The 22,042-nt window shown below is 64.4% G+C and carries 24 protein-coding genes; 10 read left to right on the top strand and 14 right to left on the bottom strand.

What is annotated here, in order from left to right; all coding sequences use genetic code 11:
- Nucleotides 1-50 precede the first annotated feature (50 nt).
- The 4 genes from U5919_RS00755 to U5919_RS00740 all read left to right on the top strand — a co-directional run bounded on the left by U5919_RS00755 (nt 51) and on the right by U5919_RS00740 (nt 5,493).
- Nucleotides 51-1,127, top strand: a complete 1,077-nt coding sequence (locus U5919_RS00755; RefSeq protein WP_336021622.1) for an amidohydrolase family protein — start codon at nt 51-53, stop codon at nt 1,125-1,127.
- Nucleotides 1,128-1,317: 190 nt separating this feature from the next.
- Complete coding sequence (locus U5919_RS00750; protein ID WP_336021621.1) at nt 1,318-2,883, top strand: class I adenylate-forming enzyme family protein; 1,566 nt, start codon at nt 1,318-1,320, stop codon at nt 2,881-2,883.
- Between the two features lie 195 nt (nt 2,884-3,078).
- On the top strand, nt 3,079-4,161 hold the full coding sequence (locus U5919_RS00745) for an amidohydrolase family protein (RefSeq protein WP_336021620.1): 1,083 nt from the start codon (nt 3,079-3,081) through the stop codon (nt 4,159-4,161).
- 609 nt (nt 4,162-4,770) lie between these two features.
- A complete protein-coding gene (locus tag U5919_RS00740; protein ID WP_336021619.1) occupies nt 4,771-5,493 on the top strand; it encodes a fumarylacetoacetate hydrolase family protein in 723 nt (240 codons plus the stop codon).
- Nucleotides 5,494-5,591: 98 nt separating this feature from the next.
- Here the strand turns inward: U5919_RS00740 and U5919_RS00735 are convergent, their stop codons facing one another.
- Nucleotides 5,592-6,965 (bottom strand): nickel pincer cofactor-dependent isomerase, group 22, encoded by a 1,374-nt coding sequence (locus tag U5919_RS00735; RefSeq protein ID WP_336021618.1) that lies wholly within the window; start codon nt 6,963-6,965, stop codon nt 5,592-5,594.
- A 291-nt stretch (nt 6,966-7,256) separates the two neighbouring features.
- The gene (locus U5919_RS00730; protein WP_336021617.1) at nt 7,257-7,778 is read right to left on the bottom strand and encodes an archaemetzincin family Zn-dependent metalloprotease; all 522 of its coding nucleotides are present in this window, start codon (nt 7,776-7,778) and stop codon (nt 7,257-7,259) included.
- A 39-nt stretch (nt 7,779-7,817) separates the two neighbouring features.
- Here U5919_RS00730 and U5919_RS00725 point away from each other — a divergent pair, with 39 nt between their 5' ends.
- The gene (locus U5919_RS00725; RefSeq protein ID WP_336021616.1) at nt 7,818-8,228 is read left to right on the top strand and encodes a UPF0146 family protein; all 411 of its coding nucleotides are present in this window, start codon (nt 7,818-7,820) and stop codon (nt 8,226-8,228) included.
- Nucleotides 8,229-8,348: 120 nt separating this feature from the next.
- On the opposite strand, the gene hsp14 is transcribed toward U5919_RS00725, so the two are convergent.
- The 8 genes from hsp14 to U5919_RS00685 all read right to left on the bottom strand — a co-directional run bounded on the left by hsp14 (nt 8,349) and on the right by U5919_RS00685 (nt 13,190).
- Nucleotides 8,349-8,786, bottom strand: a complete 438-nt coding sequence (gene hsp14 / locus U5919_RS00720; RefSeq protein WP_336021615.1) for an archaeal heat shock protein Hsp14 — start codon at nt 8,784-8,786, stop codon at nt 8,349-8,351.
- A 145-nt stretch (nt 8,787-8,931) separates the two neighbouring features.
- Nucleotides 8,932-9,738: a prephenate dehydratase gene (pheA, locus tag U5919_RS00715; RefSeq protein WP_336021614.1), complete on the bottom strand. Its 807-nt coding sequence runs from the start codon at nt 9,736-9,738 to the stop codon at nt 8,932-8,934.
- A gap of 114 nt (nt 9,739-9,852) precedes the next feature.
- A complete protein-coding gene (gene hisH, locus U5919_RS00710; RefSeq protein ID WP_336021613.1) occupies nt 9,853-10,497 on the bottom strand; it encodes an imidazole glycerol phosphate synthase subunit HisH in 645 nt (214 codons plus the stop codon).
- Nucleotides 10,498-10,610: 113 nt separating this feature from the next.
- Entirely contained in the window at nt 10,611-11,246 is a 636-nt protein-coding gene (locus tag U5919_RS00705) for a uracil-DNA glycosylase (protein ID WP_425604185.1), read from the bottom strand.
- A gap of 24 nt (nt 11,247-11,270) precedes the next feature.
- Nucleotides 11,271-11,885: an endonuclease dU gene (locus tag U5919_RS00700; RefSeq protein ID WP_336021612.1), complete on the bottom strand. Its 615-nt coding sequence runs from the start codon at nt 11,883-11,885 to the stop codon at nt 11,271-11,273.
- A gap of 34 nt (nt 11,886-11,919) precedes the next feature.
- Nucleotides 11,920-12,102, bottom strand: coding sequence for a DUF5786 family protein (locus tag U5919_RS00695; protein ID WP_049986321.1), 183 nt, complete (start codon nt 12,100-12,102; stop codon nt 11,920-11,922).
- Between the two features lie 300 nt (nt 12,103-12,402).
- Complete coding sequence (locus U5919_RS00690) at nt 12,403-12,774, bottom strand: DUF7521 family protein (protein WP_336021611.1); 372 nt, start codon at nt 12,772-12,774, stop codon at nt 12,403-12,405.
- Entirely contained in the window at nt 12,774-13,190 is a 417-nt protein-coding gene (locus tag U5919_RS00685; RefSeq protein WP_336021610.1) for a helix-turn-helix domain-containing protein, read from the bottom strand. The genes U5919_RS00690 and U5919_RS00685 overlap by 1 nt, the downstream gene beginning before the upstream one ends.
- Nucleotides 13,191-13,626: 436 nt before the next feature.
- Here U5919_RS00685 and U5919_RS00680 point away from each other — a divergent pair, with 436 nt between their 5' ends.
- On the top strand, nt 13,627-14,280 hold the full coding sequence (locus U5919_RS00680) for a hypothetical protein (protein WP_336021609.1): 654 nt from the start codon (nt 13,627-13,629) through the stop codon (nt 14,278-14,280).
- An 80-nt stretch (nt 14,281-14,360) separates the two neighbouring features.
- Nucleotides 14,361-14,993 (top strand): MBL fold metallo-hydrolase, encoded by a 633-nt coding sequence (locus U5919_RS00675; RefSeq protein ID WP_336021608.1) that lies wholly within the window; start codon nt 14,361-14,363, stop codon nt 14,991-14,993.
- Nucleotides 14,994-15,010: 17 nt separating this feature from the next.
- Here U5919_RS00675 and U5919_RS00670 read toward each other — a convergent pair whose 3' ends face one another.
- The 3 genes from U5919_RS00670 to U5919_RS00660 form a co-directional block, all read right to left on the bottom strand.
- Nucleotides 15,011-15,160 carry a 50S ribosomal protein L40e gene (locus tag U5919_RS00670; RefSeq protein WP_336021607.1) on the bottom strand — a complete coding sequence of 50 codons (150 nt, stop codon included), beginning with the start codon at nt 15,158-15,160 and terminating at the stop codon, nt 15,011-15,013.
- A gap of 115 nt (nt 15,161-15,275) precedes the next feature.
- Nucleotides 15,276-15,554, bottom strand: a complete 279-nt coding sequence (gene trxA / locus U5919_RS00665) for a thioredoxin (RefSeq protein WP_336021606.1) — start codon at nt 15,552-15,554, stop codon at nt 15,276-15,278.
- A 54-nt stretch (nt 15,555-15,608) separates the two neighbouring features.
- A complete protein-coding gene (locus U5919_RS00660) occupies nt 15,609-18,257 on the bottom strand; it encodes a heavy metal translocating P-type ATPase (RefSeq protein ID WP_336021605.1) in 2,649 nt (882 codons plus the stop codon).
- Between the two features lie 179 nt (nt 18,258-18,436).
- Here U5919_RS00660 and U5919_RS00655 point away from each other — a divergent pair, with 179 nt between their 5' ends.
- Complete coding sequence (locus tag U5919_RS00655; protein WP_049985347.1) at nt 18,437-18,601, top strand: preprotein translocase subunit Sec61beta; 165 nt, start codon at nt 18,437-18,439, stop codon at nt 18,599-18,601.
- Nucleotides 18,602-18,702: 101 nt separating this feature from the next.
- A complete protein-coding gene (gene pdxT, locus U5919_RS00650) occupies nt 18,703-19,299 on the top strand; it encodes a pyridoxal 5'-phosphate synthase glutaminase subunit PdxT (RefSeq protein WP_336021604.1) in 597 nt (198 codons plus the stop codon).
- 61 nt (nt 19,300-19,360) lie between these two features.
- On the opposite strand, the gene U5919_RS00645 is transcribed toward pdxT, so the two are convergent.
- The gene (locus U5919_RS00645) at nt 19,361-20,377 is read right to left on the bottom strand and encodes a zinc-dependent alcohol dehydrogenase family protein (protein ID WP_336021603.1); all 1,017 of its coding nucleotides are present in this window, start codon (nt 20,375-20,377) and stop codon (nt 19,361-19,363) included.
- Between the two features lie 135 nt (nt 20,378-20,512).
- On the opposite strand from U5919_RS00645, the gene U5919_RS00640 reads away from it, so the two are divergent.
- On the top strand, nt 20,513-21,691 hold the full coding sequence (locus tag U5919_RS00640) for a M20 family metallopeptidase (protein WP_336021602.1): 1,179 nt from the start codon (nt 20,513-20,515) through the stop codon (nt 21,689-21,691).
- Nucleotides 21,692-22,042: the final 351 nt, after the last annotated feature.

Below are 22,042 nucleotides of genomic sequence, written 5' to 3'. Positions count from 1 at the left end.
CATATAGATTAATAAAACAATTATATACTGGGAGTTCCGAATTTGGTTCGATGAAGTTAGGACGGTTTATCGTCGAGACGCACTGCCACGCCCAACGTCACGCGGTGAACATACAGAAGCAGGGAGATTCCAGCTACGGGAATCTGGCGAAAGCGATGAAGTTGGCCACGCCCGAGAGCGAGGCCGACGACGACGAGGACGTCGTCATCTACGATAACTCCGATCGGGTGCTGCGGGATATGGACACCTACGGCGTCGACATGTGCGTGCTCCTCTCGGGCTTCGGGATGACGAACGAGATCAACAAGGACATCATCGACGAGAACCCCGACAAGTTCATCGCGGCCGCCGCCCCCGCACAGACGAAGCGGAAGGCGCTGCGCGGCGAGGAGGAGTGGTCGTGGGAGGCCGCCGCCGAAGAACTCGATTACTGGCTCTCTCAGGACGGCTTCTGCATGACCGGCGAGGGCATCCGCGGCGATCCCACGAGGACCGAGCCGATCGAGTGGAAGCAGCGAAAGAAGGACATGCGCCACGTCTTCGACGTCGCCGCCGACCACGGCGTCCCCGTTCGCTGGCACACCGGCTACGCCTCCGGCTACGGCGGGAATCACCTGTTCAATCTCTATCCCGACTGGAGCGACCCGACGCTCGCGAGCCAGATGAAAGCCGAGTACCCCGAAGTGCCGATCATCTTCGATCACGGCGGAATGCAGGCCGGCTGGCGCGAGGACTACGTCGAGAAGTGCTGTCAGGTCGCCGCTTCCTTCGACGACGTGTATATGGAGATCGGTCTCTACTGGGCCGACCTGATGAAGAAGCCGCTGAACGACCCCAACATCGGCATCGACCAACTGCTCTGGGGTAACGACTGGGGGGCTTCGATGGTGCAGAAGAGCCAGCCGAACGAGGACCCGCCGACCTTCTGGGAGCAGATCGGGAGCCGAGGGCTGCCCGCACACCAGCCCGACTACTGGGGTGCCGGACTCCGACAACTTCGGAAGTTCGCGATGGAGCAGGACCTCCCGCAAGAGGAACTGAACTTAATCCTCGGCGGCAACGCCGTTCGCCTCTTCGACATCGAGGTCGAAGACGACCGGATGTTCCAGCACTACGTCGATATCTGATGAGCGAGCGTTCGACGAGCGGTCCCCGTCTCGCGGGGTCGTGCGAACGGCCCGCTTTGAACCGTCCACGCCCACGACGGCCACGAAATCCGACGCGCCGTGGCCACAAGACACGAACCCCGATACGCTGCCGGATGAGTTCCGGTGAATCCCCGCGTGAACGCCTCACAACCGAAGACATTCGAAGATAATGCAACCATCACCGAACACGGAACTACCCACTGTCCGAGAACTGTCGAGTATCGCCGTCGAAAATAACCCGAACCGGGTCGCCTACGGCGAGGGCGTCGACGGGCGAGAGGTGACGTGGGCCGAGTTCGACGAACAGAGTAATCGGGCCGCAAACGGGTTTCGAAAGCACGTCGGCCAAGGCGATCGGATCGCCTTCCTCTGTGAAGGGAGCGTCTCGCATATGACGCTGTGGAACGGTGCGCTGAAGGCAGGTTGTGTCGTCTCGAACCTCCACGTTCGAGAGTCCCCCGAGACGACTCGCTCGTGTATCGATTCGCTCCGTCCGCGCGTCCTCGTGCTCGACGAAGACCGCTCGTCGTTCGTCGAGGAGCACGTCTACGATCAGCTCTCGACGGATCTGCAGGCCGTCGTGACGACGGGGGAGCCGCAGACCGACTACGAGCAGTCGATCGCGTCGCTGACGGCCGAGACGTCGGCGGAGGAGCCGGACGTCCGCGTCGGCTCCGACGATATCGCGGCGGTGATCTGGACCTCCGGAACGACCGGCGAGCCGAAGGGATGGTGTAACACGAACCGAGGGTTGATCCTCCGCGCGATGAAGCTCGCGCACAAGAAACAGACCTCCCGCCGGACCAGAGTCCCGAACGTGTTCTCGCCCTCGTTCGCGGCGTGGTACTCGACGACGCTGCCGACGCTGCTGTCGAACGGCACCTCGTACTTCCTCCCCGAGTGGGACCCCGAGCGGTTCGTCGAGTGCATCCAAGAGCGGTCGATCACGAACGCGATTCTCGTCCCGACGATGTGGCGCGAGATCCTCCGGCTCGACCGCCTCGACGAGTACGACCTCGGGAGCCTCAGAAACATCGAATCCGCGGGCGAGACGCTCGATGCGACGACGCTCGAAAACCTCAGGGAACGCATCTGTCCGTCGATCTCGCAGGCGTACGCGGCCACCGAAACGAGCGGGACGAACATCGACGTGACGGAAATCGAGGGCGAGCGGATCGAGAGCGTCGGGAAACCGCTCCTCGGGATCCAGATACGGGTTGTCGAGCGCGGTGGCAGCCCCGAAGACGTCTGCGATCCCCGCGAGGTCGGGGAGGTCATCGTCAAGAGCGGCGATTCGGCGGTCTGGGCGTGGGGGAACAGCGAGAAGACAGAAGAGGCCTTCGAGAACGGCTGGTGGTACTCCGGGGACCTCGGGTACAAGGACGAGGACGGATACCTCTACATCGAAGGCCGGGACGACAACATGATCATCTCGAAGGGGCTCAAGGTCTTTCCGACGCCCATCGAAGAGCGGCTCAACGCCCACCCCGGGATCGTCGAATCCGCCGTCGTCGGTCTCGACGACGAGGAGTACGGCGAGAAAGTGACCGCCGTCGTCAACCGCTCGGATCCGGACCTGACCGACGATGACCTCGACGAGTGGTGTCTGGAGAGCGAGAAACTCTCTCGATTCGAACGACCCCGAGAGTACTTCTTCGAAGACGAACGGCTGCCCCGAACGTCGAGTGACAAACTCGACCGGATGAGTCTCCGGACCGAACTGACTGGAAACTGAGCGGCCTGACCAGAAACCGAGCGGTCTGACCGGAAACCGAACGGAGCGGTTTCCAGCCCCGAAAGCCGTCCGCAGTCGCTCGTCGGTAATCGACTGTCCGCAATCGACTGTCCGTCAATCGTCGACGTCTCCGTTTCCGCGTCGTCCCCGGTTTTACCCAAACGTTTATTGTATTTCTATCGAGACAACAACCGTATGAAGTTAGGGCGATTTATCGTCGAGACCCACTGCCACGGGCAGCGTCACGCGGTGCGAATCCAAGACCACGGTGACGAGTCCCAGTACGAGACGCTTCCGGACAAAATGAAGATGGCCGTCCCGGCCGAGGAGTCCAACGGCGACGACGACGTCATCGTGTACGACAACTCCGATCGGGTGCTGCGGGACATGGACACCTACGGCGTCGACATGTGCGTGTTGCTTCCGAGTTTCGGGATGACCAACGAGATCAACAAGGACATCATCGACGAGAACCCCGACAAGTTCATCGCGGCCGCCGCGCCCGTCCAGACGAAGAAGAAGGCGCTGCGCGGTGAGGAAGAGTGGTCTTGGGAGGCCGCCGCCGAGGAACTTGATTACTGGCTCTCCCAGGACGGCTTCCGCATGACCGGCGAGGGCATCCGCGGCGATCCCACCCGAACGGAACCGGTCGAGTGGAAGCAGCGGAAGAAGGACATGCGCCACGTCTTTGACGTCGCCGCCGACCACGGCGTCCCCGTTCGCTGGCACACCGGCTACGTGTCGGGATACGGCGGCGCGCACGGACTGTTCAATCTGTTCCCCGACTGGAGCGACCCGACGCTCGCGAGCCAGATGAAAGCCGAGTACCCCGAAGTGCCGATCATCTTCGATCACGGCGGAATGCAGGCCGGCTGGCGAGAAGAGTACGTGGACAAGTGCTGCCAAGTCGCGGCCTCCTTCGACGACGTCTACCTCGAAATCGGTCTCTACTGGGCCGACCTGATGAAGAAGCCGCTGAACGACCCCAACATCGGCATCGACCAACTGCTCTGGGGCACCGACTGGGGCGCGTCTATGGTCGAGCACAGCCAGCCGAACGAGGACCCGCCGTACTACTGGGAGCAGATCTCAGACCGCGGGCTCCCGGCGCATCAGTCCGACTACTGGGGGCCGAGCCTGCGCCAGTTGGAGAAGTTCGCGATGGAGCGAGATCTCCCGCAGGAGGAACTGAACTTAATCCTCGGCGGCAACGCCGTTCGCCTCTTCGACATCGAGGTCGAAGACGACCGGATGTTCCAACACTACGTGGACGTCTGAGCCTACTCTCGCTTTACGTACAGGTCTTCGAGTACCGAACTACCGTCGTTCGGGAACTTCTGAGCATCGCCGCGGAGAACGACCCGCACAGCGAAGCATTCGCCGGCGGCGTCGGGGGAAAGAGCGTGTATCTTGCCCCAGTCGAAGAGCGGCTCAACGCTTACCCCGGCGTAGCGCACTCGGCGGTGACTAGTTGGAGACGAGGGGTACGGCGAGAAAGTGGTCGCTGTCGTCCGGCACGCCGATTCCGACCTGACTCCGAGCGACCTCGACGAATAGTATCTATAAATCAGGAGTTGTCGAAATTTAAACGTTTGATAGAATATCGAATTACCGATGAAAAGCTCCCGCGGGTCGCGACGAAAGAATTCGGTTGAATCGGCATATAGCGGCGGTTTATCGACGAATAATGTGTCAGAGTAAGTAGCCGATTCCGATATCTTCTCAAGTTTCCTATCATATACCCGTCTAAGTAAATATCTGAATAGGTAGCGTCACTCGCGATAGGGAGCTAGCGCCACGATCGAGGGGGTTGTACGCACTCGGGCGTTCGGCTCACGTCGGGTCGGGTTTCGCTGCCGTTTTACAAATCGGACGCGCACTCCGCGTATGCGAATCGCGCGAATCCAGACTCCAGAAGGCCCCGTCAGTGGGCGGTACGAGGACGGCACCGTCGTCGCCGACGACGGAACGTACACCGTCGGTCGCGACGGAGCGCTCACGTACCCGTGTACGCCCTCGGCGCTGTACTGCGTCGGCCGCAACTACGCGGAAACGCTCGATCAGATGGACTACGACCGCCCCGAGGAACCGGATTTCTTCATCAAGCCCCAATCCTCGCTCGTCGGCCCCGAACAGCCGATTCGGTACCCCTCGTGGACCGAGGAGCTGACGTACGCCGGAGAACTCGCGGCCGTCGTCGACGAGCGGTGTCGCGACGTCGCTCCCGAGGATGTCCCGGATGTCATCCGCGGATACACGGTCCTGAACGACGTCGACGCGCTCGACCAGCAGGGCCGAACCGCGCGGAAGGCCTTCGACACCTCCGGACCGCTCGGCCCGTGGATCGAGACGGACGTCACGCCCTACGACCTCGACATCCGAACCGAGATCAACGGCGAGGTGCGTCAAGACGCCAACACCGAGTTGATGCTGTTCGATCCCTACGAGGTGGTTTCGTACCTCTCACGGCGGTTCACGTTCCGTCCGGGCGACGTGATCGCCTTCGGCAGCCCGGCTAATCCGGGAACGATCGAACCGGGCGACGAGATCGAGATCACCTACGAGGGCGTCGGCACTCTTCGAAACGCCGTCATCGGCGAGACGGTGTAATCCGGCGGCGAAAAGGAATTCGAGAAGTCGCCGACGGCTGCGACCCACCTCCGCTCGCGACTCGTCGCTGCCGCTCGATGGCGCAACCCGACGTCCGCCTATTCGTGCGCCGTGTTCCGACTATCGTGCGCGTCGCCGTACGCCGACGCGTCGACGAACGCGCCGTCTTCGAACTCGATCGGCGAGGGCTCTGTGACGACCCGCAAATCGTCGCGGGAGCGGGCCTCCTCGACGAGGGCTTTCGACGCGACGAGCCGATGGAGGCGCATCGTGTCGGAGGCGCGCAGGACGCGGACGGTGTCGGTGTCGACCACGCCGATCGTCGAGAGCGCGGCGACCAGCCCGGCCCGGTCGGTCTCGACGACCGGCGGGAGGCGGACGCCGCGGATCGTGCTCGCAGTGAGCGCGTTGATCAGCGTCGTCGGCGCGTCGAGTTCGGCGACGATGTCCTCGTGGATCACGTCCGCGGAGCCGACGCCCATCGCGTTGCCGTGGGTCGTCTCGGTGAGCCCGCGCACGTAGATCCGCTTGATCCGCGGGCGCTCGGGCTCCGGTTCGTTGATCGCGAACGGTCGCCGTCCGATGACGTTCGTGTCCATTCCCTGCCCGCTGATGTCCTTGCCCTGTCGGTCGAAGACGACGACGTCGACCTCCTCGAAGGGGATCTTGGGCATTATCTCGTAGGCCGTTTCGAGCAGTTCGGCCTCGCGATCCAGAAAGCCGCTCGGCGGGACGCCCTCGAGGATCGACGTGTCGTCGTGCTGGTCCTCGACGATGGCGACGCCGCCGACGACCGGGAGCTCCGCGAGCAGTTGTTCCGTTATCTCGGGGATCATCTCCCGAAGCGACCAATCGACCGCCCAGTCGTGGGCGATCTTCGCGCCACGCTGCTTGCCCATCCCGATGACGAGCATCTTCGAGAGGCCGCTCTCGACGACGCCGTCGAAATCGGTGTGCGGCTTGATTCGGTTGATCGGGACGATCCCGTCGGCCGCGGCCGCGTTGGCGTCGGCGACGACGGGGACGTCGCGCTCGGGCGTCCGGCCGACCTCGACGACCTCCATACTGGAGCGGATCTCACAGCCGATCGCCTCCTCGGTCACGCCGAGTTCTTCGAGCATCTCGCGTTGGCCCTCGCCGGTCGCGCCGCCGTGACTTCCCATCGCGGGGAAGACGAACGGCTCGTAGCCGGCCTCGGAGACGGCGTCGACGACGCCGGCGACGATCGTCGGGAGGTTCGCAATACCTCGGCTGCCGACGCCGAGCGCTATTTCGCCGCCCTTCGGCACTGAATCGAGCGGCAGCGCCGCGGCGGCTTCGGCCGCCCGCTTTCGAACGTCGTCGTCGGAAATCGAGTCCGTCTCCCACACCTGCTCGATCACGCCCATCTCGGGGAGCGGCGGGTCGCCGCACGCCTCGAGGATCGTCTCCTCCCGAACGGAAAGCGCACTGACGACATCGGTTTGGTCCATACGGGTCCCTGTTCTCGTTCGATAATAAACGTGCCACACTCCGGTTCCCACGAGGTGTCAACCGGTCAATCAGTGGGCGCAGACCGCAAAACGAACACGCACGCTACCATCGTAGCAATATAAAAATCTAAAATAAACATAATAGTGTTTTAGAATATATTAAACGAATTTGAAATCGGGAAGCATCGTAGAGTACGCAATAGTACCGTGATAATAGGTTTCGGCAAGCTATAGATAGTTTAATCAGAGATAGTTAGTGAATAATACCAGTTCGAGTGAGTAGTCAGTGACTCAGTACAACAGTTGGCTACACGTCCCGCAGAGGTTCTCCTCTTTGACGTCGACTTCGCGGACCGTCGGAGAGAAAGACATCACGCACTTGCTGTTGTCGCAGTGTTCGAGACCGAGGGTGTGGCCGATTTCGTGGACGACCTCCTTGCGCACGCGGTCGGCGAACACCTCCGATTGGGGCTTCGTCGTAATGCCGCCGTCCGAGGAGGTCTGGAGTCGATGCGTCGAAATCACGGAGCCGTTGCCGTTCAGGTAGGCGAGGCCGAATACGTAGTTCCGCCGCCGGTAGTAGAGGTCTTGGGAGGTAATTCCGATGTTTTTCTCCCCCGTGCCGACCCGACTAGCGAGTTCGATGAACTGCTCGGCACGGTACTGATTCCGGCTGCGGTCGAACGCGCCGTCGGGGATCGACTGTTCCTCTTGGACCGTGACGTCGCAGTCGTAGACCCCTCTGAGCGCGGCCGACGCCTCGCGCTTGACTCGCGCGGAGAGGTCCCCGATCGGCACGATGTCGACGAGCATAGAAGGGCTTAAGCGCGGCGGATTAATAAATACCCCGCCGTGAATACGCCGCGTGATACCGCCGTAGTCTCCCGGTTTTCGACGTACGGAGCGGCGGTCGAAATCGGGATCGGCCGCCGCCCGGAGGTCGCGGTCGGCCTCGCCGAACGGGGTGTGTCGGTCACCGCCGTCGACGTGACCGAGTTCGACGTCCCGCCCGCAGTATCGTTCGTCCGCGACGACGTCGTCGACGCCGCGGCGCGTGAAGACCCCGGGGCACACTACCACGCGGAGCTCGTGTACGGACTGAACCTCCCGCCGGAGCTCCACCGCCCGGCGCTGGCGGTCGCGACCGCCGTCGACGCCGACTTCCTGTTTACCACGCTCGGCTACGACTCGCCCGCCGTGCCCTGTTCGACGGAATCGCTCCCAGAAGGCGAGACGCTGTACGTCGCTCGCGAACGTAAGTGAAGTGCCAGAGAGCGGGAGTGGAAGTGAAGTGCAGAAGAGAGAGTGTAGAGCGCGAATTAACAAAGAGCCAGAGATCGAATTAGCAGACAGACAGAAACCGAGTACAACGGAAGACCTCGGTCACTCGACGTCGATGTGGTGGGACGCCTCGTCCTCGACGTGTAGCTTCGGCAGCGTCACGGAGAGAACGCCGTTGTTGTACGTCGCCGACGCGTCGTCGGCGCGGACGGCCGCCGGGAGGCGGATCGAGCGGTGGACCGAGTCGGACCGGCGCTCGCGGTGGACGTAGTGTTCGCTCTCCTCGTCGGCGGATTCAGACCGGGAGGCCTCGATCGTCAGCATATCGTCCGTCACCGAGAGGTCGATATCGCGCTTCTCGAAGCCCGGGAGGTCGACGACCGCCACGAACGATTCCGAATCTTCGCGGAGGTCGATCGCCGTCTCGCGGCCGAATCGGCCGCCCTCGAACTGTCGGCTCATCTCCTCGAACTGTCGGGACATCCGACCGAAGAGGTCGTCAAACTCGAAGTCGTCGAAACTGGGGGTACGTCTCATCATTGAATTCACCGACGGAAAGATACGTCCCGTGAGATAATAAAGCAGATAGGAGCTGTGATTGCAGATCGCACGGATACGTCGTTCAGAGTGAGAATATCAGCAATCGAGACAGCGCGTAGCGTTCAATTCAAACAGCGGATAGCGTTCAGTAGAGCACGTGCCGTTTGTCGTAGGATCCGAGCCGCTTCACCCAGCCGTTCTCGGCGATCTCCTCGATGTCTTCGAGCGCCTCTTGGGCGCGGTCTTCGTAGAAGCCCGCATCGAAGTCGATGTGGAAGAGGTAATCGCCGAGGCGGTTACCGCTCGGCCGCGATTCGATCCGCGAGAGGTTGATGTCGCGCTCGGCGAACGCTTCGAGCAGTTCGAGCAGGAGTCCGGGGTAGTTCGCGTTCGGGTAGACGACGATCGTCGACTTGCCGCCGCCGTCGGCGCGCTCCTCGGCGGGTGCGATGACCAGAAAGCGCGTCGCGTTCGAGGAGCGGTCTTGGATGTCTTCGGCGATGACCGTGAGGTCGTCGCCGGCGTTGTCCGGATGACCGATTCCGGCGACCGTCGGGTCCTCACGGGCGTACTCGACGCCGCGTGCGGTGCTCGTGACGGGCTCTAACTCGGCGTCGGGATACTCGCGTTCGAGGTAGGAGCGACACTGTGCGAGCGCTTGGGAGTGGGAGGCGACCGTATCGAAGTTCGCCGACTGCGCGAGGAGCGCGTGTCGGATCGGCGTGACGATCTCTTGGATGACGGCGATGTCGGCGTTCGCGATGGCGTCAAGCGTCTCCGTGACGCTCCCCTCGATGCTGTTTTCGATGGGGACGACGCCGCGCTCGTACGCCCCGCTGTCGACCGCGTCGACGATTCCCGAGACCGACTCGCGGAACACGACGTCCTCGTCGACGGCGCGGGCGGCGCGGTGGGAGTACGTTCCTTCGGGACCCAACGTGACTACCTGCATAGGCCGGTCTACTCTACGGGATCCTAAAAGCCCGTCGGGGATGTCGACAGTGAGAAACCGGGTGGAGGCGTCGACGGAAAACGGTCGTCAGCGGCGCGGGCGCTCAGCGCGACGTTACCGGTCAGCGCAGTACTCGACAAAATTCCGGAGGATCCGCAGACCGGTTTCACCGGACTTCTCGGGGTGGAACTGTGTCCCGAAGACGTTGCCCGCTTCGTTGGCGATCACCGCCGGGAACGTCACCTCGTAGTCGGTGGTCGCGACCACCGCGTCGGGGTCGTCGGGGTCGGCGTAGTACGAGTGGACGAAGTAGGCGTACTCCCCATCAACTCCCTCGACGATCGGGTGATCGCGCTCGACGTTCAGTTCGTTCCAACCCATATGGGGAACTTTCTGCCCCTGAGCGAACCTGAGGTTCGTCCCGGGGACGAAGTCGAGTCCCTCGACCTGTCCCTGTCCGGCGTGGTCGGCCTCCTCGCTCGTCGTGAGCAGCATCTGCATTCCGAGGCAGATCCCGAAGATCGGCTGGCCCCGCTCTGCGGCCGCCGAAAGCGGTTCGCGGAACGGTCCGGCGTTCTCCATTCCCTCGCTGAACGCGCCGACACCGGGGAGGACGATCCCGTCCGCCGCCTCGAAGTCGGCCGGGTTGTCGGTCACCGAGACCGACGCGCCGGCGCGTTCGAGTCCCCGCTGGGCGCTGCGGAGATTGCCGAGGCCGTAGTCCACGAGGACGACATCCGCTACCGTCTGAACGCTCATAGCTGTCGCTTCGCGGTGGCGGGTAAAATCGTTTCCGACACTCCCAAAGGAGCACAGCACGGAGAATCGAGCGCTCGTGTGACGATCCGACGACGGCCGAAGCTGCCTGTCTCTCAGAAATCCCCGAGGTTCGCCTGTCCGCCGTCGCTCTCGCCGACACCCGCGAGGTCGGCGGCGTGCGCGATGGTCTCGAAGAACGTCTCCCGCTGGCTGCCGTCGTACAGCGTCGCCGCGGGGTGAACCGAGACCACGGCACGGTAGGAACGCTCGCCGAGGCGGACGTCGACGACGTCGCCGGCCTCCTTCGTGACGGCGACCGAACGGTCCAGCAGGTGCTCGGAGGGGACCTTTCCGAGCGTCACGACGAGTTCCGGATCGACGAGTGCGAACTCGCGTTCGAGATAGCCCTTGCAGTTCGCGAGTTCCTCACGCGTCGGATCGCGGTTTTCCGGCGGCCGGCAGCGGACGCAGTTCGTGATCCGGACGTCGGCACGGGCGAGTCCCGCATCCCGGAGCGCGTCGTCGAGGATGCTCCCCGATCGACCCACGAACGGCTCGCCCTGCTCGTCCTCGTTCGCGCCGGGTGCCTCGCCGAGGAAGACGAGGTCGGCCTCGGCGGGACCGACGCCGTTGACGATCCGCGAGCGCGACTCCACGAGTTCGGGACAGCGCTGGCAGGAACGGACGTCGAGACCCTCCATCGCGCCGCCGGCGTCGTTCGCGATCGCGTCGGTCTCCTCGTCAGTCATACCGGATGGGTGCGCGGAAGCGACTTACCCGTGACGGTCCGCGTCGTTCGAGGCGGAGACGTCGCTATCGAGTCCCCCTGAACGCCACTGCCGAGCGGCGCGCGCAGCGAGGCGCGCGACGCGGAGTGGCTCGGGACGGCCACCAGCGGGCGTGTAGGCGCGAACAACGCGGGCGGTCTCCTCGGACGCGTCCCCGACGCCGAGGCTCCGGACGAACACCGTCTCGTCGTTCACGCGGAGTCGCCGACGCGGCGGCAGCCGTTCGTAGACCGCGAGTCGGGCATCGAGCGCGTCGCCGTCGAACTGCTCACGGAGCGCAGGCTCGAGTCCCGGACTCTCCTCGAAGGAGACCGAAAGGACCGGCCGCTCCGTCGCTTCGGCGATCCGATCGAGGTCGAGGAGGTTGAACCACGCGGGGGCGACGCCGGAGATCAGGAGGTACTGCACGTCTTCCCGTCCCAAGCGATCGAACAGCGTTCGGACGGCGTCGGTGGCGTCGAGGCCGCCGACGGTCGCCGTCGCGAAGGCGACGCCGTCGACGACGCGGTCGGCGCGGACGACGGCACCGCAGAGAACACAGCGGCCGCTCCGCTCGTCGGTCGATTCGGCGATTCCGAGCGCCCGCGTCCCGGGCTTCACCGGTGGATCACGCCTCCGGACGTCGCCGCGGTCGTCACTCCTCCTCGTCTTTGATGTCTTTGAGCCGATCGAGGAGTTCGTCGTTCGAGGCCCCAATCTCGAATTCGACGTCCCCCCGATGCTCCGCTTGGGAGGTTGCGACCCCGTCGCCGTCGTCGAGATCGGTGTCGTAGTCCTGGTTCTCCTGTTCGGACTCGTCGTAGCTCCCAAATCCCATACAACGTGTGTTAGGGGATAGACCGACAAAAAACACACGCAGGATTTGCCGGATATATCGGACACAGCAGGGGATAGATCCCTCACGTGTCGGAGAGGGCAGATCCATCGCAGTCGCTCGAGGCAATGAGTGGGGCGAACAGTCGGCACCCGCTTGCGACGACTTCCGCGTAGCGTCGTCAGCGTCCCCGCGTCGACGTGCCGAACAACCGCTGCCCGACGCCGGACTGTGGTCAGATCACGGGGAGGCTGGCCGCTCGATAGGATATAAAAGCTCGCCGTCTGATGCAACAGCCGACTGTCAGCGCTCGTACTCTCGTCCACCGTCAGAGACGTCGAGTTGAACAGATCGATAGTGATCGGTCCCAGCGCTGTGACTGTATACGGAAATGAGAAGAAACGCGAGTCCGATTCCGATCACCGTTCCTTCGATGATCTGTAGTTTGAGCAGTTCTACAGCAGTGATCGTGTAGTCGGATTTGATCCCGAGTTCGTAGATGGGTGCGAGAACTCCACCGACCGTGATGAGCAGAAATCCCACGGTCGAATTTCGAAATGAGGCCTTCCTGCCGTTCGAACGATACGCCCAGTAGCTGATACCCGTGATCGAAACCCCGAACGCAAACTGGAGGATGTTTGCGAGGACGAAGAGATTTGTCCAAGACATGTTCATTATGATGACGAGGGGTCGGTCCCCGAATCAGGCTCCGTCGATCGTTCGGTGCGACTCCGAGGCCCCGAGGATGCGAACGCGGTCCAGAACTCGTCGAACCGATCAGCGAGGTCTTTCCGATGACGGATACTGACTTCGTACCCATCCTTCGTCAGGGTGACTTCAAGGTGATCCAGTGAAGCTTCGAACAGTCGGTAGTGGTTACCGTCGGCGTCGATTCGGCGATGCTCGTGAATCAGTTCGTGTTCGACGAGGCTGTTGACACGTCGGTACACGGTCGGCGGAGACACGTCCAACCGATTGGCCAGTGTCGTCGCCGAGATCTGCGAGTCGTAGGCGATCACAAGGGTCTGCCGACAGAGTGGATCTCCGAGAACGTCGAGGAGATTTCCAGTCTCCCAGTCGGGGCCCGTCATACGCGCCTGTACCGACATCAACACCATTGTTATACGGCACGTTCTCTGCTCTCGGTTCGGTAAGACGGAGTATCCAGACCGAACGGGCAGTCGGTGAAACGACCCCAAACGATCGCAGTTTCAGCAATTGTAACTGAGGACGCTGTTCAAACCCATCGAAGGCGTTGCATCGATAGGGATAGTTCCCACCAGCTCCGGTCGACACGCACTGTCCTCGCAACCCGCCACGCGATCCAATCGTAAAATGAAACACTACATATCACAGACCGAAGCGTTCATCCGTTCAGTTGGACGGAATGTCGTTGATCAGTATCCGTCGCTCCGCACCCCTGTTCTCAAAGGATGGCAGGCGTATCGCCGCACCTATGCGAGTCTCGTCTGTTTCAAAGACTCCCTGCGGTACGCCCGCTATACCGACGTATCACCGTTCGAGGTCGTGAGCGTCGATCCCGACCGGATCGAGTTCCTCGTCGAACAGAACGGGTATCCCTCTCAGACCTACGAAGCCACGGAGTTTCCCGACTCGAAGTTCAAGTACGCGGGCACAGTTCACGGCGGAGATTGGGACCGGTGTGTGATGCGCTTCGAGGAAACAGAGATTTATCGGGCGTTTGAGGCGCATTTCGACCACGGAGTCGCTTGGTCCGAAACGGACTTCTTCGATCGCGTTGTCGAATTCATCGAAGAGGGCGTCGTTATGTGGGGTTGCACGAGCAAAGCGGCGTTCGAGAAACGTTGTGAGCGGGTCGACGAACTCTACGAATCGATTCGAGTCCACGGGTACCTCACGCGTGACCAACTAGCACGTCTGAAACCCGACGGATACGCTGAGAGCGAACAACCGAGGGCGATTTCGTGCTCCGTCTTCGATGAGATCGCAGTCTGTATCGGTCGGGATGGAGACCTCCTCTTTTTCGACGGACGGAACAGATTGGCGATTGCGAAGCTGTTAGACCTAGACGCGATTCCGGTGTGGATTATGGTTCGCCACGAACAGTGGCAGGAACGTCGAGAAGCGATCGCAGCCGACAGTTCAGCCCGAGGAGAACTTCCGGAGCGCCTCCGACACCATCCAGATTTCACCCAGTAAGTCGAGAAAGCACAATTCAGCGGACGACCGATGCGTGAATAGCCGAGACTTTTTCGTCACCGGGCGGAGAACATCCGAATATGGAGATCCACACCGTTACCGAGGGCACGACGGAGTTCACCTGCAACGCGTACCTGCTCGACGGACCAGATCCGGTTCTCGTCGACGCGGGGACGATGCAGGGCGTCGAGGACGTGATCGCCGAGCGCGTCGACGACCTTTCCGCGGTCTATCTCACTCACCAACATCGTGATCACGTGGGCGAACTCGACGCGGTGCTCGATCGCTTCGACGCCGACCTCTACGCCTACGACGATCACCCGCGTCGGACCGCTAGTCTCGAAGACGGCCAAGAGGTCGACCTCTGCGGAGAGGCCTACGAGATCGTCTACACGCCCGGCCACGCCGACGATCACGTCGCGTTCGTCGGCGAGAAACGCGTCTTCAGCGGCGATGTCGTCGTCTACAACGACGGCGCGTTCGACGACGGGAGCTTCGGCCGCACCGACCTGCCCGGCCAGTCCCGCGAACGACTCATCGAGAGCCTAGAGACGCTGCTCGATCGGCTCTCGGACACGGTAGAAGCGTTGTACGCCGGACACGGCGACGTGTATCGTGCCGATCCCGAGGGAGAGAGAGAATCCGTACGAGACGTGATCGAGCGGGCGCTCGAACGGGCCGAGCGCCGCGAGCCGAAATACCCCGACGAGTGAGGAGAGCGGTTCTCAGCCTATGCCGCGCGGCGTTCCTTCGACTTGGGTCGAAGCTTCTTGTAGCCGCACTTGCGACAGGCGGCCGCGCGCTTCGGGTTACGGGCGTTGCAGCGCATACAGATCTGCTTGTCCAGAATCCGGTCGACCGCAGCTTCGTTCTTAGCCATACGGGTGGCTTCCGGACGCGGAAGTATAACGCTTGCGAGACGGTCGACTCCGGACGAACGCGTCGTCGACGGGAGCCGCGATCGCGTGGGCCGACCCCACGCAAGAGAAAACCGACTACGCGCCGGCCGGCTGTGCAGCGCCTTCGAGCGCCGACTCGATGTCCTCGCGCTGGGTGAACCCGACGAATCGGTCGACGATCTCTCCGTCGCGCTCGATCACGATCGTCGGGAGCGAACGGACCTGATACTGATTCGCGACGTCCTGTTCCTCGTCGACGTCGATCTTCTCGAACTCGATGTCGCCGTATTCGGCTTCGAGCTCCTCCAGAATCGGGTCCTGCTTCTTGCACGGGCCGCACCAATCGGCGTAGAAATCGAGTACTCGAACGGTCATCGTGTGCGTAGCGACGTAGCGCGGGGCGTCGCATAAGCGTTTCCACCGCGGGGATTAGCGACCCGCCTCCGACCCTGAAGCGGCATCGGAACCGGAGCCGAGATCCGCGGGCGCGACCTGCGAGAGCCGCATCGCGTTCGCGGTCACGCCGACGGTCATCCCCGCGTCGCCGGCGAGCACGGCCAGCCAGATGGGGACGTAGCCGAACGGGACGGCGAGCGCGAGGCCGGCCTTGACCCCGAGGCTCGCCCAGATGTTCTGTCGGATCACGCCGTTCGCGTCGCCCGCGAGTTCGTAGAGGTACGGGAGCTTCGACAGATCGTCGCCCATCAGCGCGATGTCGGCCGTTTCGAGGGCCGTATCCGTCCCCGCCGCGCCCATCGCGACGCCGACGGTGGCCGTCGCGAGCGCCGGCGCGTCGTTGATACCGTCGCCGACCATCGCGACGCCGCCGGAGCCCGTCCGGCGACCCCACGACCGCTCCTCGTGGGCCCCGTCCTCGTACTCCTCGACGAGGTCGTCGATCACGGCGACCTTCTCGTCGGGAAGCAACTCGGCGCGGTAGTCGTCGACGCCGACCCGCTCGGCGATGGCGCGGGCGGTCCGCTCGTTGTCGCCCGTGAGCATCACCGTCCGCGCCACGCCGAGTTCCTTCAGGCGGCGTATCGTCTCCGCCGCCTCTGGGCGGACCGCGTCGGCGACGCCGATGACGCCTTCGAGTTCGTCCTCCGTGCCGACGAGGATGACGGTCTTGCCCTGCGACTGGAGATCGGGAACCGTGTTTTCGAGGAGGTCCAGACAGTTGTGGCGCTCGCACAGCGTCTGCGCGGTTCGGGTGACGACGCCGCCGTCGGTCGTCGCGTGGACGTGCGAGAGGTCGAAGCCGAGTTCCTCGAACAGCCCCGGCTTGCCGGCGTAGTGGGTCGTCCCGCCGAGGTCCGCGCGGACCCCCTTGCCGGTGATGCTCTCGAAGTCGTCGATCTCGCGGGGGTCGACGCCCGCCTCCTCGGCCTCCGCGACGATGGCCTCACCGATGGGGTGTTCGCTGCGCGCTTCCAACCCGCGAGCGCACCGGAGCACGTCGGCCTCGCTGTTTCCGTGCAGCGGGATGACGTCGGTGACGGTGAGTTCGCCCTTCGTCAGCGTCCCGGTCTTGTCGAAGGCGACGACGTCGACCGCGCCCATCGCCTCCAAGTGGTTGCCGCCCTTGATGAGCACGCCGTTCTTCGCGGCGCTCGTGATGCCCGAGACGACGGATACCGGAGTCGAGATGACGAACGCGCAGGGACAGGCGAGCACGAGCAGCGTCAGCCCGTAGACGATCGCCGTGGGCCACGTCGTCCCGAGGACAAACGGACTGCCGAGGGTGACGAGCACGGCGAAGGCGACGACGACCGGAGTGTAGTATTCGGAGAACCGCTCGACGAACTGCTCGCGCTCGGTCTTGTTCGCCTGCGCGTCCTCGACCATCTCGACGATACGCGAGAGCGTGTCGTCGCCCGCCGCCGAGGTGACCCGCACCTCGAGGTACCCCTCTTCGTTGATAGTGCCCGCGTACACCTCGTCGCCGTCGACCTTGTCGACGGGGACGCTCTCGCCGGTGATCGGGGCCTGATTCACCGCACTCGCGCCGTCGACGACTTCCCCGTCCATCGGGATCTTCTCGCCCGGGCGGACGACGACAACGTCGCCGATCGCCACCTCCTCGACCGGGACCGTCCCCTCGCGTCCGTCCCGTTTGACGGTCGCCTCGTTCGGCGAGAGATCCATCAGCTCCCGAAGCGAGTTGCGCGCGCGGTCCATCGAGTATCGCTCGAGGAGTTCGGCGACGCTGAAGAGGAACGCGAGCGTGGCGGCCTCGAAGTAGAGGGCTTCCCCGAAGGCCAGACTCGCGAGGAGCGCGCCGACGATCGCCGTCGACATCAGGAAGTCGATGTCGAGGTTCCGGTTCCGCGCGGAGTAGTAGCCGTTTCTGAGGATCTCCTGCCCACCGGAGGCGACCGCGAGCAGGAACAGGACGTCGGCGACGAGAAGATCGCTTCCGAGCACACTCGCGATCTGGCCGTTCTGGCCGGTCAGGAGGAACTCGAAGAGGAGACCGAGCGCGGCGAACCCGCCGCTGATCCACGTCTTGATCGCCCGCGGACTCGTCCAGATGGAGTCGCGGGCGTCTCCCGCGTCGTCGCTGTCGACGTGGTCGCCCCCGTCGCTCCCGGCGGTGCTGTCCGTCACCGCGTAGCCCGCGCGCTCGATCGCGTCGACGATCTCGGCCTCGGAGACGGCGTTCGGATCGTACGTGACGGCGACCGTGCCGGTCGTCGGTCGCGGGTCAACCGTCGAGACGCCGCCGAGCCCGTCGAGCGCGCTCTCGACCTTGCCGGCACAGGACGGGCAGTCCATCTCGGGGACCGTGAACTTCGCAGTGGTTTCACCGGCGTTTTCGACGCTGTATCCGGCCTTCTCGACGCGGTCGGCGATATCGTCAGCGGTCGCGCTGTCGCTCTCGTAGGAGACGGTCAGCGTGCCGGTCGTCACTCGGGGGTCGACGTCGTCGATACCGTCGAGTTTCCGGACGCTGCGCTCGACTTTCCCCGCGCAGGACGGACAGTCCATATCGGGCACGGAAAACTGCGCGACGTCGCCGTGCTCGGACGCGCGGGAATCACCTGAAGACCCGCGTGAATCCCGTTCGGACGGAGTCATTACCGAACGCTAGTTCACCTGATTATATTAAACTGGCTGCTATATTTTGGGGGTTGTTTGCCTAGAATTATTAAAAATATACTCACTCAGTATTAATCTATACCGGTGTTTCGATTCGTCCGTCTACATCGAAGCAACCGATCCGAAACGTTTAGGCGAGTCAGCGACGAGTCACGGGTATGAGCAGTGGTCAGAACAGCGGCGGGTTGATGTCGAGTGCGGGACTCGTCCGCTATTTCGACGCTGAGGACCGAAACGCCATTCGCATCGATCCGAAGACCGTCTTCGCGTTCGGCCTCCTCTTCGGCGTGGGCGTGCTCGTCCTCAACGCCGTCGCGATCTGAATAGGGCGAACGGTCCGCAGAATCGGACGCACCGCGACGGCCCGCGATCCGCGCCCGCGAACAACGGACGCTTTTTGTCGACTCGTCACCGACCCACTGATATGTTACGAGCGGGCGTCGTCGCCGTCCAAGGCGACGTCACAGAGCACGCGACGGCGATCCGACGAGCGGCCGAAGCACACGGCGAGGACGTCGACGTCGTCGAGATCAGACAGTCCGGGAGCGTCCCCGAGTGCGACGTCCTGTTGCTCCCCGGCGGCGAGTCGACCGCCATCTCGCGACTGCTGGCCCGCGAGGGCATCGACGAGGAGATCCGCGAGCACGTCGCCGCCGGGAAGCCGGCTCTCGCAACGTGCGCGGGACTGATCGTCGCCTCGCGGGACGCCAAGGACGACCGCGTCGACACCCTCGATCTGTTGGACGTGAGCGTCGACCGCAACGCGTTCGGGCGGCAGGTCGACAGTTTCGAGGCCCCGCTCGAGGTCGTCGGCCTCGACGAGCCGTTCCCCGCGGTGTTCATCCGCGCGCCCGCTATCGACGAGGTCGACGAGGGCGTCGAAGTCCTCGCCGAATGGGACGGTCGCCCGGTCGCCGTCCGCGACGGCCCGGTCGTCGGCACCGCGTTCCACCCCGAGCTGACGAACGACAGCCGGATTCACGACCTCGCGTTCTTCGAAGAGCTGGCGGTCGAGGCCTGAACCGTCGCAGTCGACGCCGAAGACCTCCGTTTCTCTCAGTCGATGCTGAGAGAAGGCTGTCTCAGTCGACGCTGACAACGACGTTGCCTCGGTGGCGGCCCGCCTCCGCGTACCGGTACGCCTCGCGCGCCTCGTCGAAGTCGAAGACGCGGTCGACGACGGGTTCCATCCCGGTCGCTTCGATCGCCTTCGTCATCCGGTCGGCCATCGCCGCGCTCCCGACGCCGATGACGCCCTCGACGTCGAGCGCCTTTCCCAGAATGAGCGAGGGGTTGACCTCGCCCGCAGAGCCGGCGAGGACGCCGATGAGGTGCACGTGGCCGCCGTGGGCGGCCGCCTGCAGCGACTGTTCGAGCGTGTTCGGGCCGCCGACCTCGACGACGTGGTCGACGCCGCCCAACTCCTCGCCGACGACGGAGCCCCACTCGGGCGTCTCCTCGTAGTTGATCGTCTCGTCGGCCCCGAGTTCGCGCGCCCGATCGAGTTTCTCGTCGCTGGAGGAGGTGACGACCGCCGTCGAGCCGTGCAGCTTCGCGAACTGGAGCGCGAACGTCGAGACGCCGCCGGTCCCGAGCGCGAGCACCGACTCGCCCGCGCCGAGATCGCCGTCCTCGGCGAGCGCGCGCCACGCGGTCAGTCCGGCGCAGGGGAGCGTCGCGCCCTGTTCGTAGGAGAGGTGCTCGGGGAGCGTCGTGAGGCTCTCGGCGGGGAACGCGGCGTACTCCGTCAGCGCGCCGTCGAGGTTACCGCCGGTCGAGCGCGCGACCTTCGCCGGCGTGCTCTCCCCGTCGAGCCAGTCGGGCGCGAACGGCGTCGCGACGCGGTCGCCTTCCCCGACGGCAGTGACGTCGTCGCCGACTTCGACGATCTCGCCGGCCCCGTCCGACAGGGGAACCACCGGGAGGTCGACGCCGGGATACACCAGCTCGGAGCTCGCGATAGCGAGGTCGCGGTAGTTCAGCGAACACGCCCGAATCCGGACGCACGCCTCGTCGGCCGCGGGGGTGGGGCGGTCGCGCTCCGCTCGGACGACGCCCTCGTAGTCGGGATCGGTCTCTCGGACTTCGTAGGCCCTCATTGGCTCGTTCGGTCTCCCTGCCGACACTTTGCTTCTCGGGTGGGAGCGGGCGTCGCCGGTTCGTCGGTGTGCGGCAGGTGGGCTGGTGGTCTGCGGTCCCGAGGCTTTTCAACCGATGCCGGACACAGTCCGGGTGTGAGCGCGAACGCGACCGAGGTCGAGACGCTGACCCGACGGCTGGTCTCGATCCCGAGCTACGAGGACGAGACCGCCGCAGGCGACGCCGTCGAGGCGTGGCTGCGCGAGGAGACCGACGCGAGGGTGACGCGAGACGACCACGGGAACGTCATCGCCCGTCGCGACGTGAGCGTCGGTACCGACCGCGACGATACCGCCGCTACGGGCCGCGGCGACGGCGCGGCGTCGCTGGCGCTGGTCGGTCACCACGACGTCGTCGCGCCCGACGGGTCGCAGGTGGCCGACGCCGACGGGTCGCGGGGCGACGGTTCCGAAGCGACGGGCACCGAGTACGTCGTCGAGAAGCGCGACGGGCGGCTGTACGGCCGCGGCACGGCCGATATGAAGGGATCGCTCGCGGCGGCGATGCTGGCCTTCCGCGACGCCGACCCCGCGGGCGAACTCGTCTTCGCGTCGTTCGTCGGCGAGGAGCAGGGTGGTGTGGGCGCGCGCGCCGCGATCGACGACGGCTTCGCGCCGGACTACGCGGTCGTCGGCGAGGGATCGACGAACTACGCGGGCGACGACCAGACGGACGTCGCGATCGCCCATCGGGGCCGACGGGGCTCGACGATCACCGCGCGCGGGACGGCCGCCCACGCGAGCGAGCCCGAGGCGGGTGAGAACGCGGTCTACCGCGCCTGCGACGCCGTCGACGTCGTCCGCGACCTCGACGCGCCGGAAGCGACCGTGCTCGGCGAGGAGGTCCGAGGAAGCGTCGTCGTCACCGAGATCGAGGGCGGGTCGGCGTGGAACGTCATCCCCGAGCGCTGCACCGCGACGGTCGACGAGCGCACGGTCCCCGGCGAGCGCGCGCCGCTGGAGCGGGTCGAGGAGGTCGACGGCGTCGAGTGGACGGTCGATCAGGACCTCCCGCCGATGGCGTGCCGGGAGGAGGGGTTCGCCGACGCCGTCCTCGCCGCCGCCGACGCGGCGCAGTCGGCGACGCCCGAGCACGTGACGAAGCCGCACGCGACCGACGCCGGGTGGCTCTCGGCGGCCGGGACCACCTGCGTCGTCGTCGGGGCCTCGGAACCGGGCGAGGCCCACACGGCGCACGAGAGCGTCTCGATCGACGTGCTGGAGCGGTGTCGACGGATCTATCAGGACGTCGCGGAGCGCTGGCCCGAGGAGTGAGACGCGGGGCGACGGATACCGCGCGTCCCGCACGGAAACGACGGCCCGTTCGGCGGGCGATTGCGAACCGAGAAACCGACGTGGGTGGGACTGGAAGGGGCCGCGCTCTCGGCAACGAGGCGACGTAAGCCGCGAGGCGGCTTTGCCGCCTCTGCCCGTGCGAACGGGCGCGGAGCGCCCGTGAGCAGACACCGCAGGAGCGAACACAGTGAGCGACGAGGAGCATCGTTCGAGAGCGCGGAGCGCTCTCGTGATCTTGAAAGTCTTCGATTTTCAGTGACAGCGAGCCACAGCTGCCGAGAGCGCGGGGGCTTCCGAGGACAACAGAGCAATCGCGACCACGTCACTACC

The organism is Halobellus sp. LT62, assembly GCF_037031285.1.
Lineage (GTDB): Archaea > Halobacteriota > Halobacteria > Halobacteriales > Haloferacaceae > Haloquadratum > Haloquadratum salinisoli.
Note: the sequence above shows the minus strand (reverse complement) of the source record. Positions and strands in the feature narration are given on the sequence as shown.

What these genes read in the sequence shown, in the direction of transcription:
- trxA (WP_336021606.1), bottom strand. Translation starts at nt 15,554, where the DNA reads ATGACCGTTCGAGTACTCGATTTCTACGCCGATTGGTGCGGCCCGTGC.
- pheA (WP_336021614.1), bottom strand. Translation starts at nt 9,738, where the DNA reads ATGCAGGTAGTCACGTTGGGTCCCGAAGGAACGTACTCCCACCGCGCC.
- U5919_RS00685 (WP_336021610.1), bottom strand. Translation starts at nt 13,190, where the DNA reads ATGACGGGCCCCGACTGGGAGACTGGAAATCTCCTCGACGTTCTCGGA.
- U5919_RS00660 (WP_336021605.1), bottom strand. Translation starts at nt 18,257, where the DNA reads ATGACTCCGTCCGAACGGGATTCACGCGGGTCTTCAGGTGATTCCCGC.
- U5919_RS00695 (WP_049986321.1), bottom strand. Translation starts at nt 12,102, where the DNA reads ATGGGATTTGGGAGCTACGACGAGTCCGAACAGGAGAACCAGGACTAC.
- U5919_RS00740 (WP_336021619.1), top strand. Translation starts at nt 4,771, where the DNA reads ATGCGAATCGCGCGAATCCAGACTCCAGAAGGCCCCGTCAGTGGGCGG.
- U5919_RS00750 (WP_336021621.1), top strand. Translation starts at nt 1,318, where the DNA reads ATGCAACCATCACCGAACACGGAACTACCCACTGTCCGAGAACTGTCG.
- pdxT (WP_336021604.1), top strand. Translation starts at nt 18,703, where the DNA reads ATGTTACGAGCGGGCGTCGTCGCCGTCCAAGGCGACGTCACAGAGCAC.
- U5919_RS00675 (WP_336021608.1), top strand. Translation starts at nt 14,361, where the DNA reads ATGGAGATCCACACCGTTACCGAGGGCACGACGGAGTTCACCTGCAAC.
- U5919_RS00645 (WP_336021603.1), bottom strand. Translation starts at nt 20,377, where the DNA reads ATGAGGGCCTACGAAGTCCGAGAGACCGATCCCGACTACGAGGGCGTC.
- U5919_RS00735 (WP_336021618.1), bottom strand. Translation starts at nt 6,965, where the DNA reads ATGGACCAAACCGATGTCGTCAGTGCGCTTTCCGTTCGGGAGGAGACG.
- U5919_RS00670 (WP_336021607.1), bottom strand. Translation starts at nt 15,160, where the DNA reads ATGGCTAAGAACGAAGCTGCGGTCGACCGGATTCTGGACAAGCAGATC.
- hisH (WP_336021613.1), bottom strand. Translation starts at nt 10,497, where the DNA reads ATGAGCGTTCAGACGGTAGCGGATGTCGTCCTCGTGGACTACGGCCTC.
- hsp14 (WP_336021615.1), bottom strand. Translation starts at nt 8,786, where the DNA reads ATGATGAGACGTACCCCCAGTTTCGACGACTTCGAGTTTGACGACCTC.
- U5919_RS00655 (WP_049985347.1), top strand. Translation starts at nt 18,437, where the DNA reads ATGAGCAGTGGTCAGAACAGCGGCGGGTTGATGTCGAGTGCGGGACTC.
- U5919_RS00755 (WP_336021622.1), top strand. Translation starts at nt 51, where the DNA reads ATGAAGTTAGGACGGTTTATCGTCGAGACGCACTGCCACGCCCAACGT.
- U5919_RS00690 (WP_336021611.1), bottom strand. Translation starts at nt 12,774, where the DNA reads ATGAACATGTCTTGGACAAATCTCTTCGTCCTCGCAAACATCCTCCAG.
- U5919_RS00730 (WP_336021617.1), bottom strand. Translation starts at nt 7,778, where the DNA reads ATGCTCGTCGACATCGTGCCGATCGGGGACCTCTCCGCGCGAGTCAAG.
- U5919_RS00745 (WP_336021620.1), top strand. Translation starts at nt 3,079, where the DNA reads ATGAAGTTAGGGCGATTTATCGTCGAGACCCACTGCCACGGGCAGCGT.
- U5919_RS00705 (WP_425604185.1), bottom strand. Translation starts at nt 11,246, where the DNA reads ATGACTGACGAGGAGACCGACGCGATCGCGAACGACGCCGGCGGCGCG.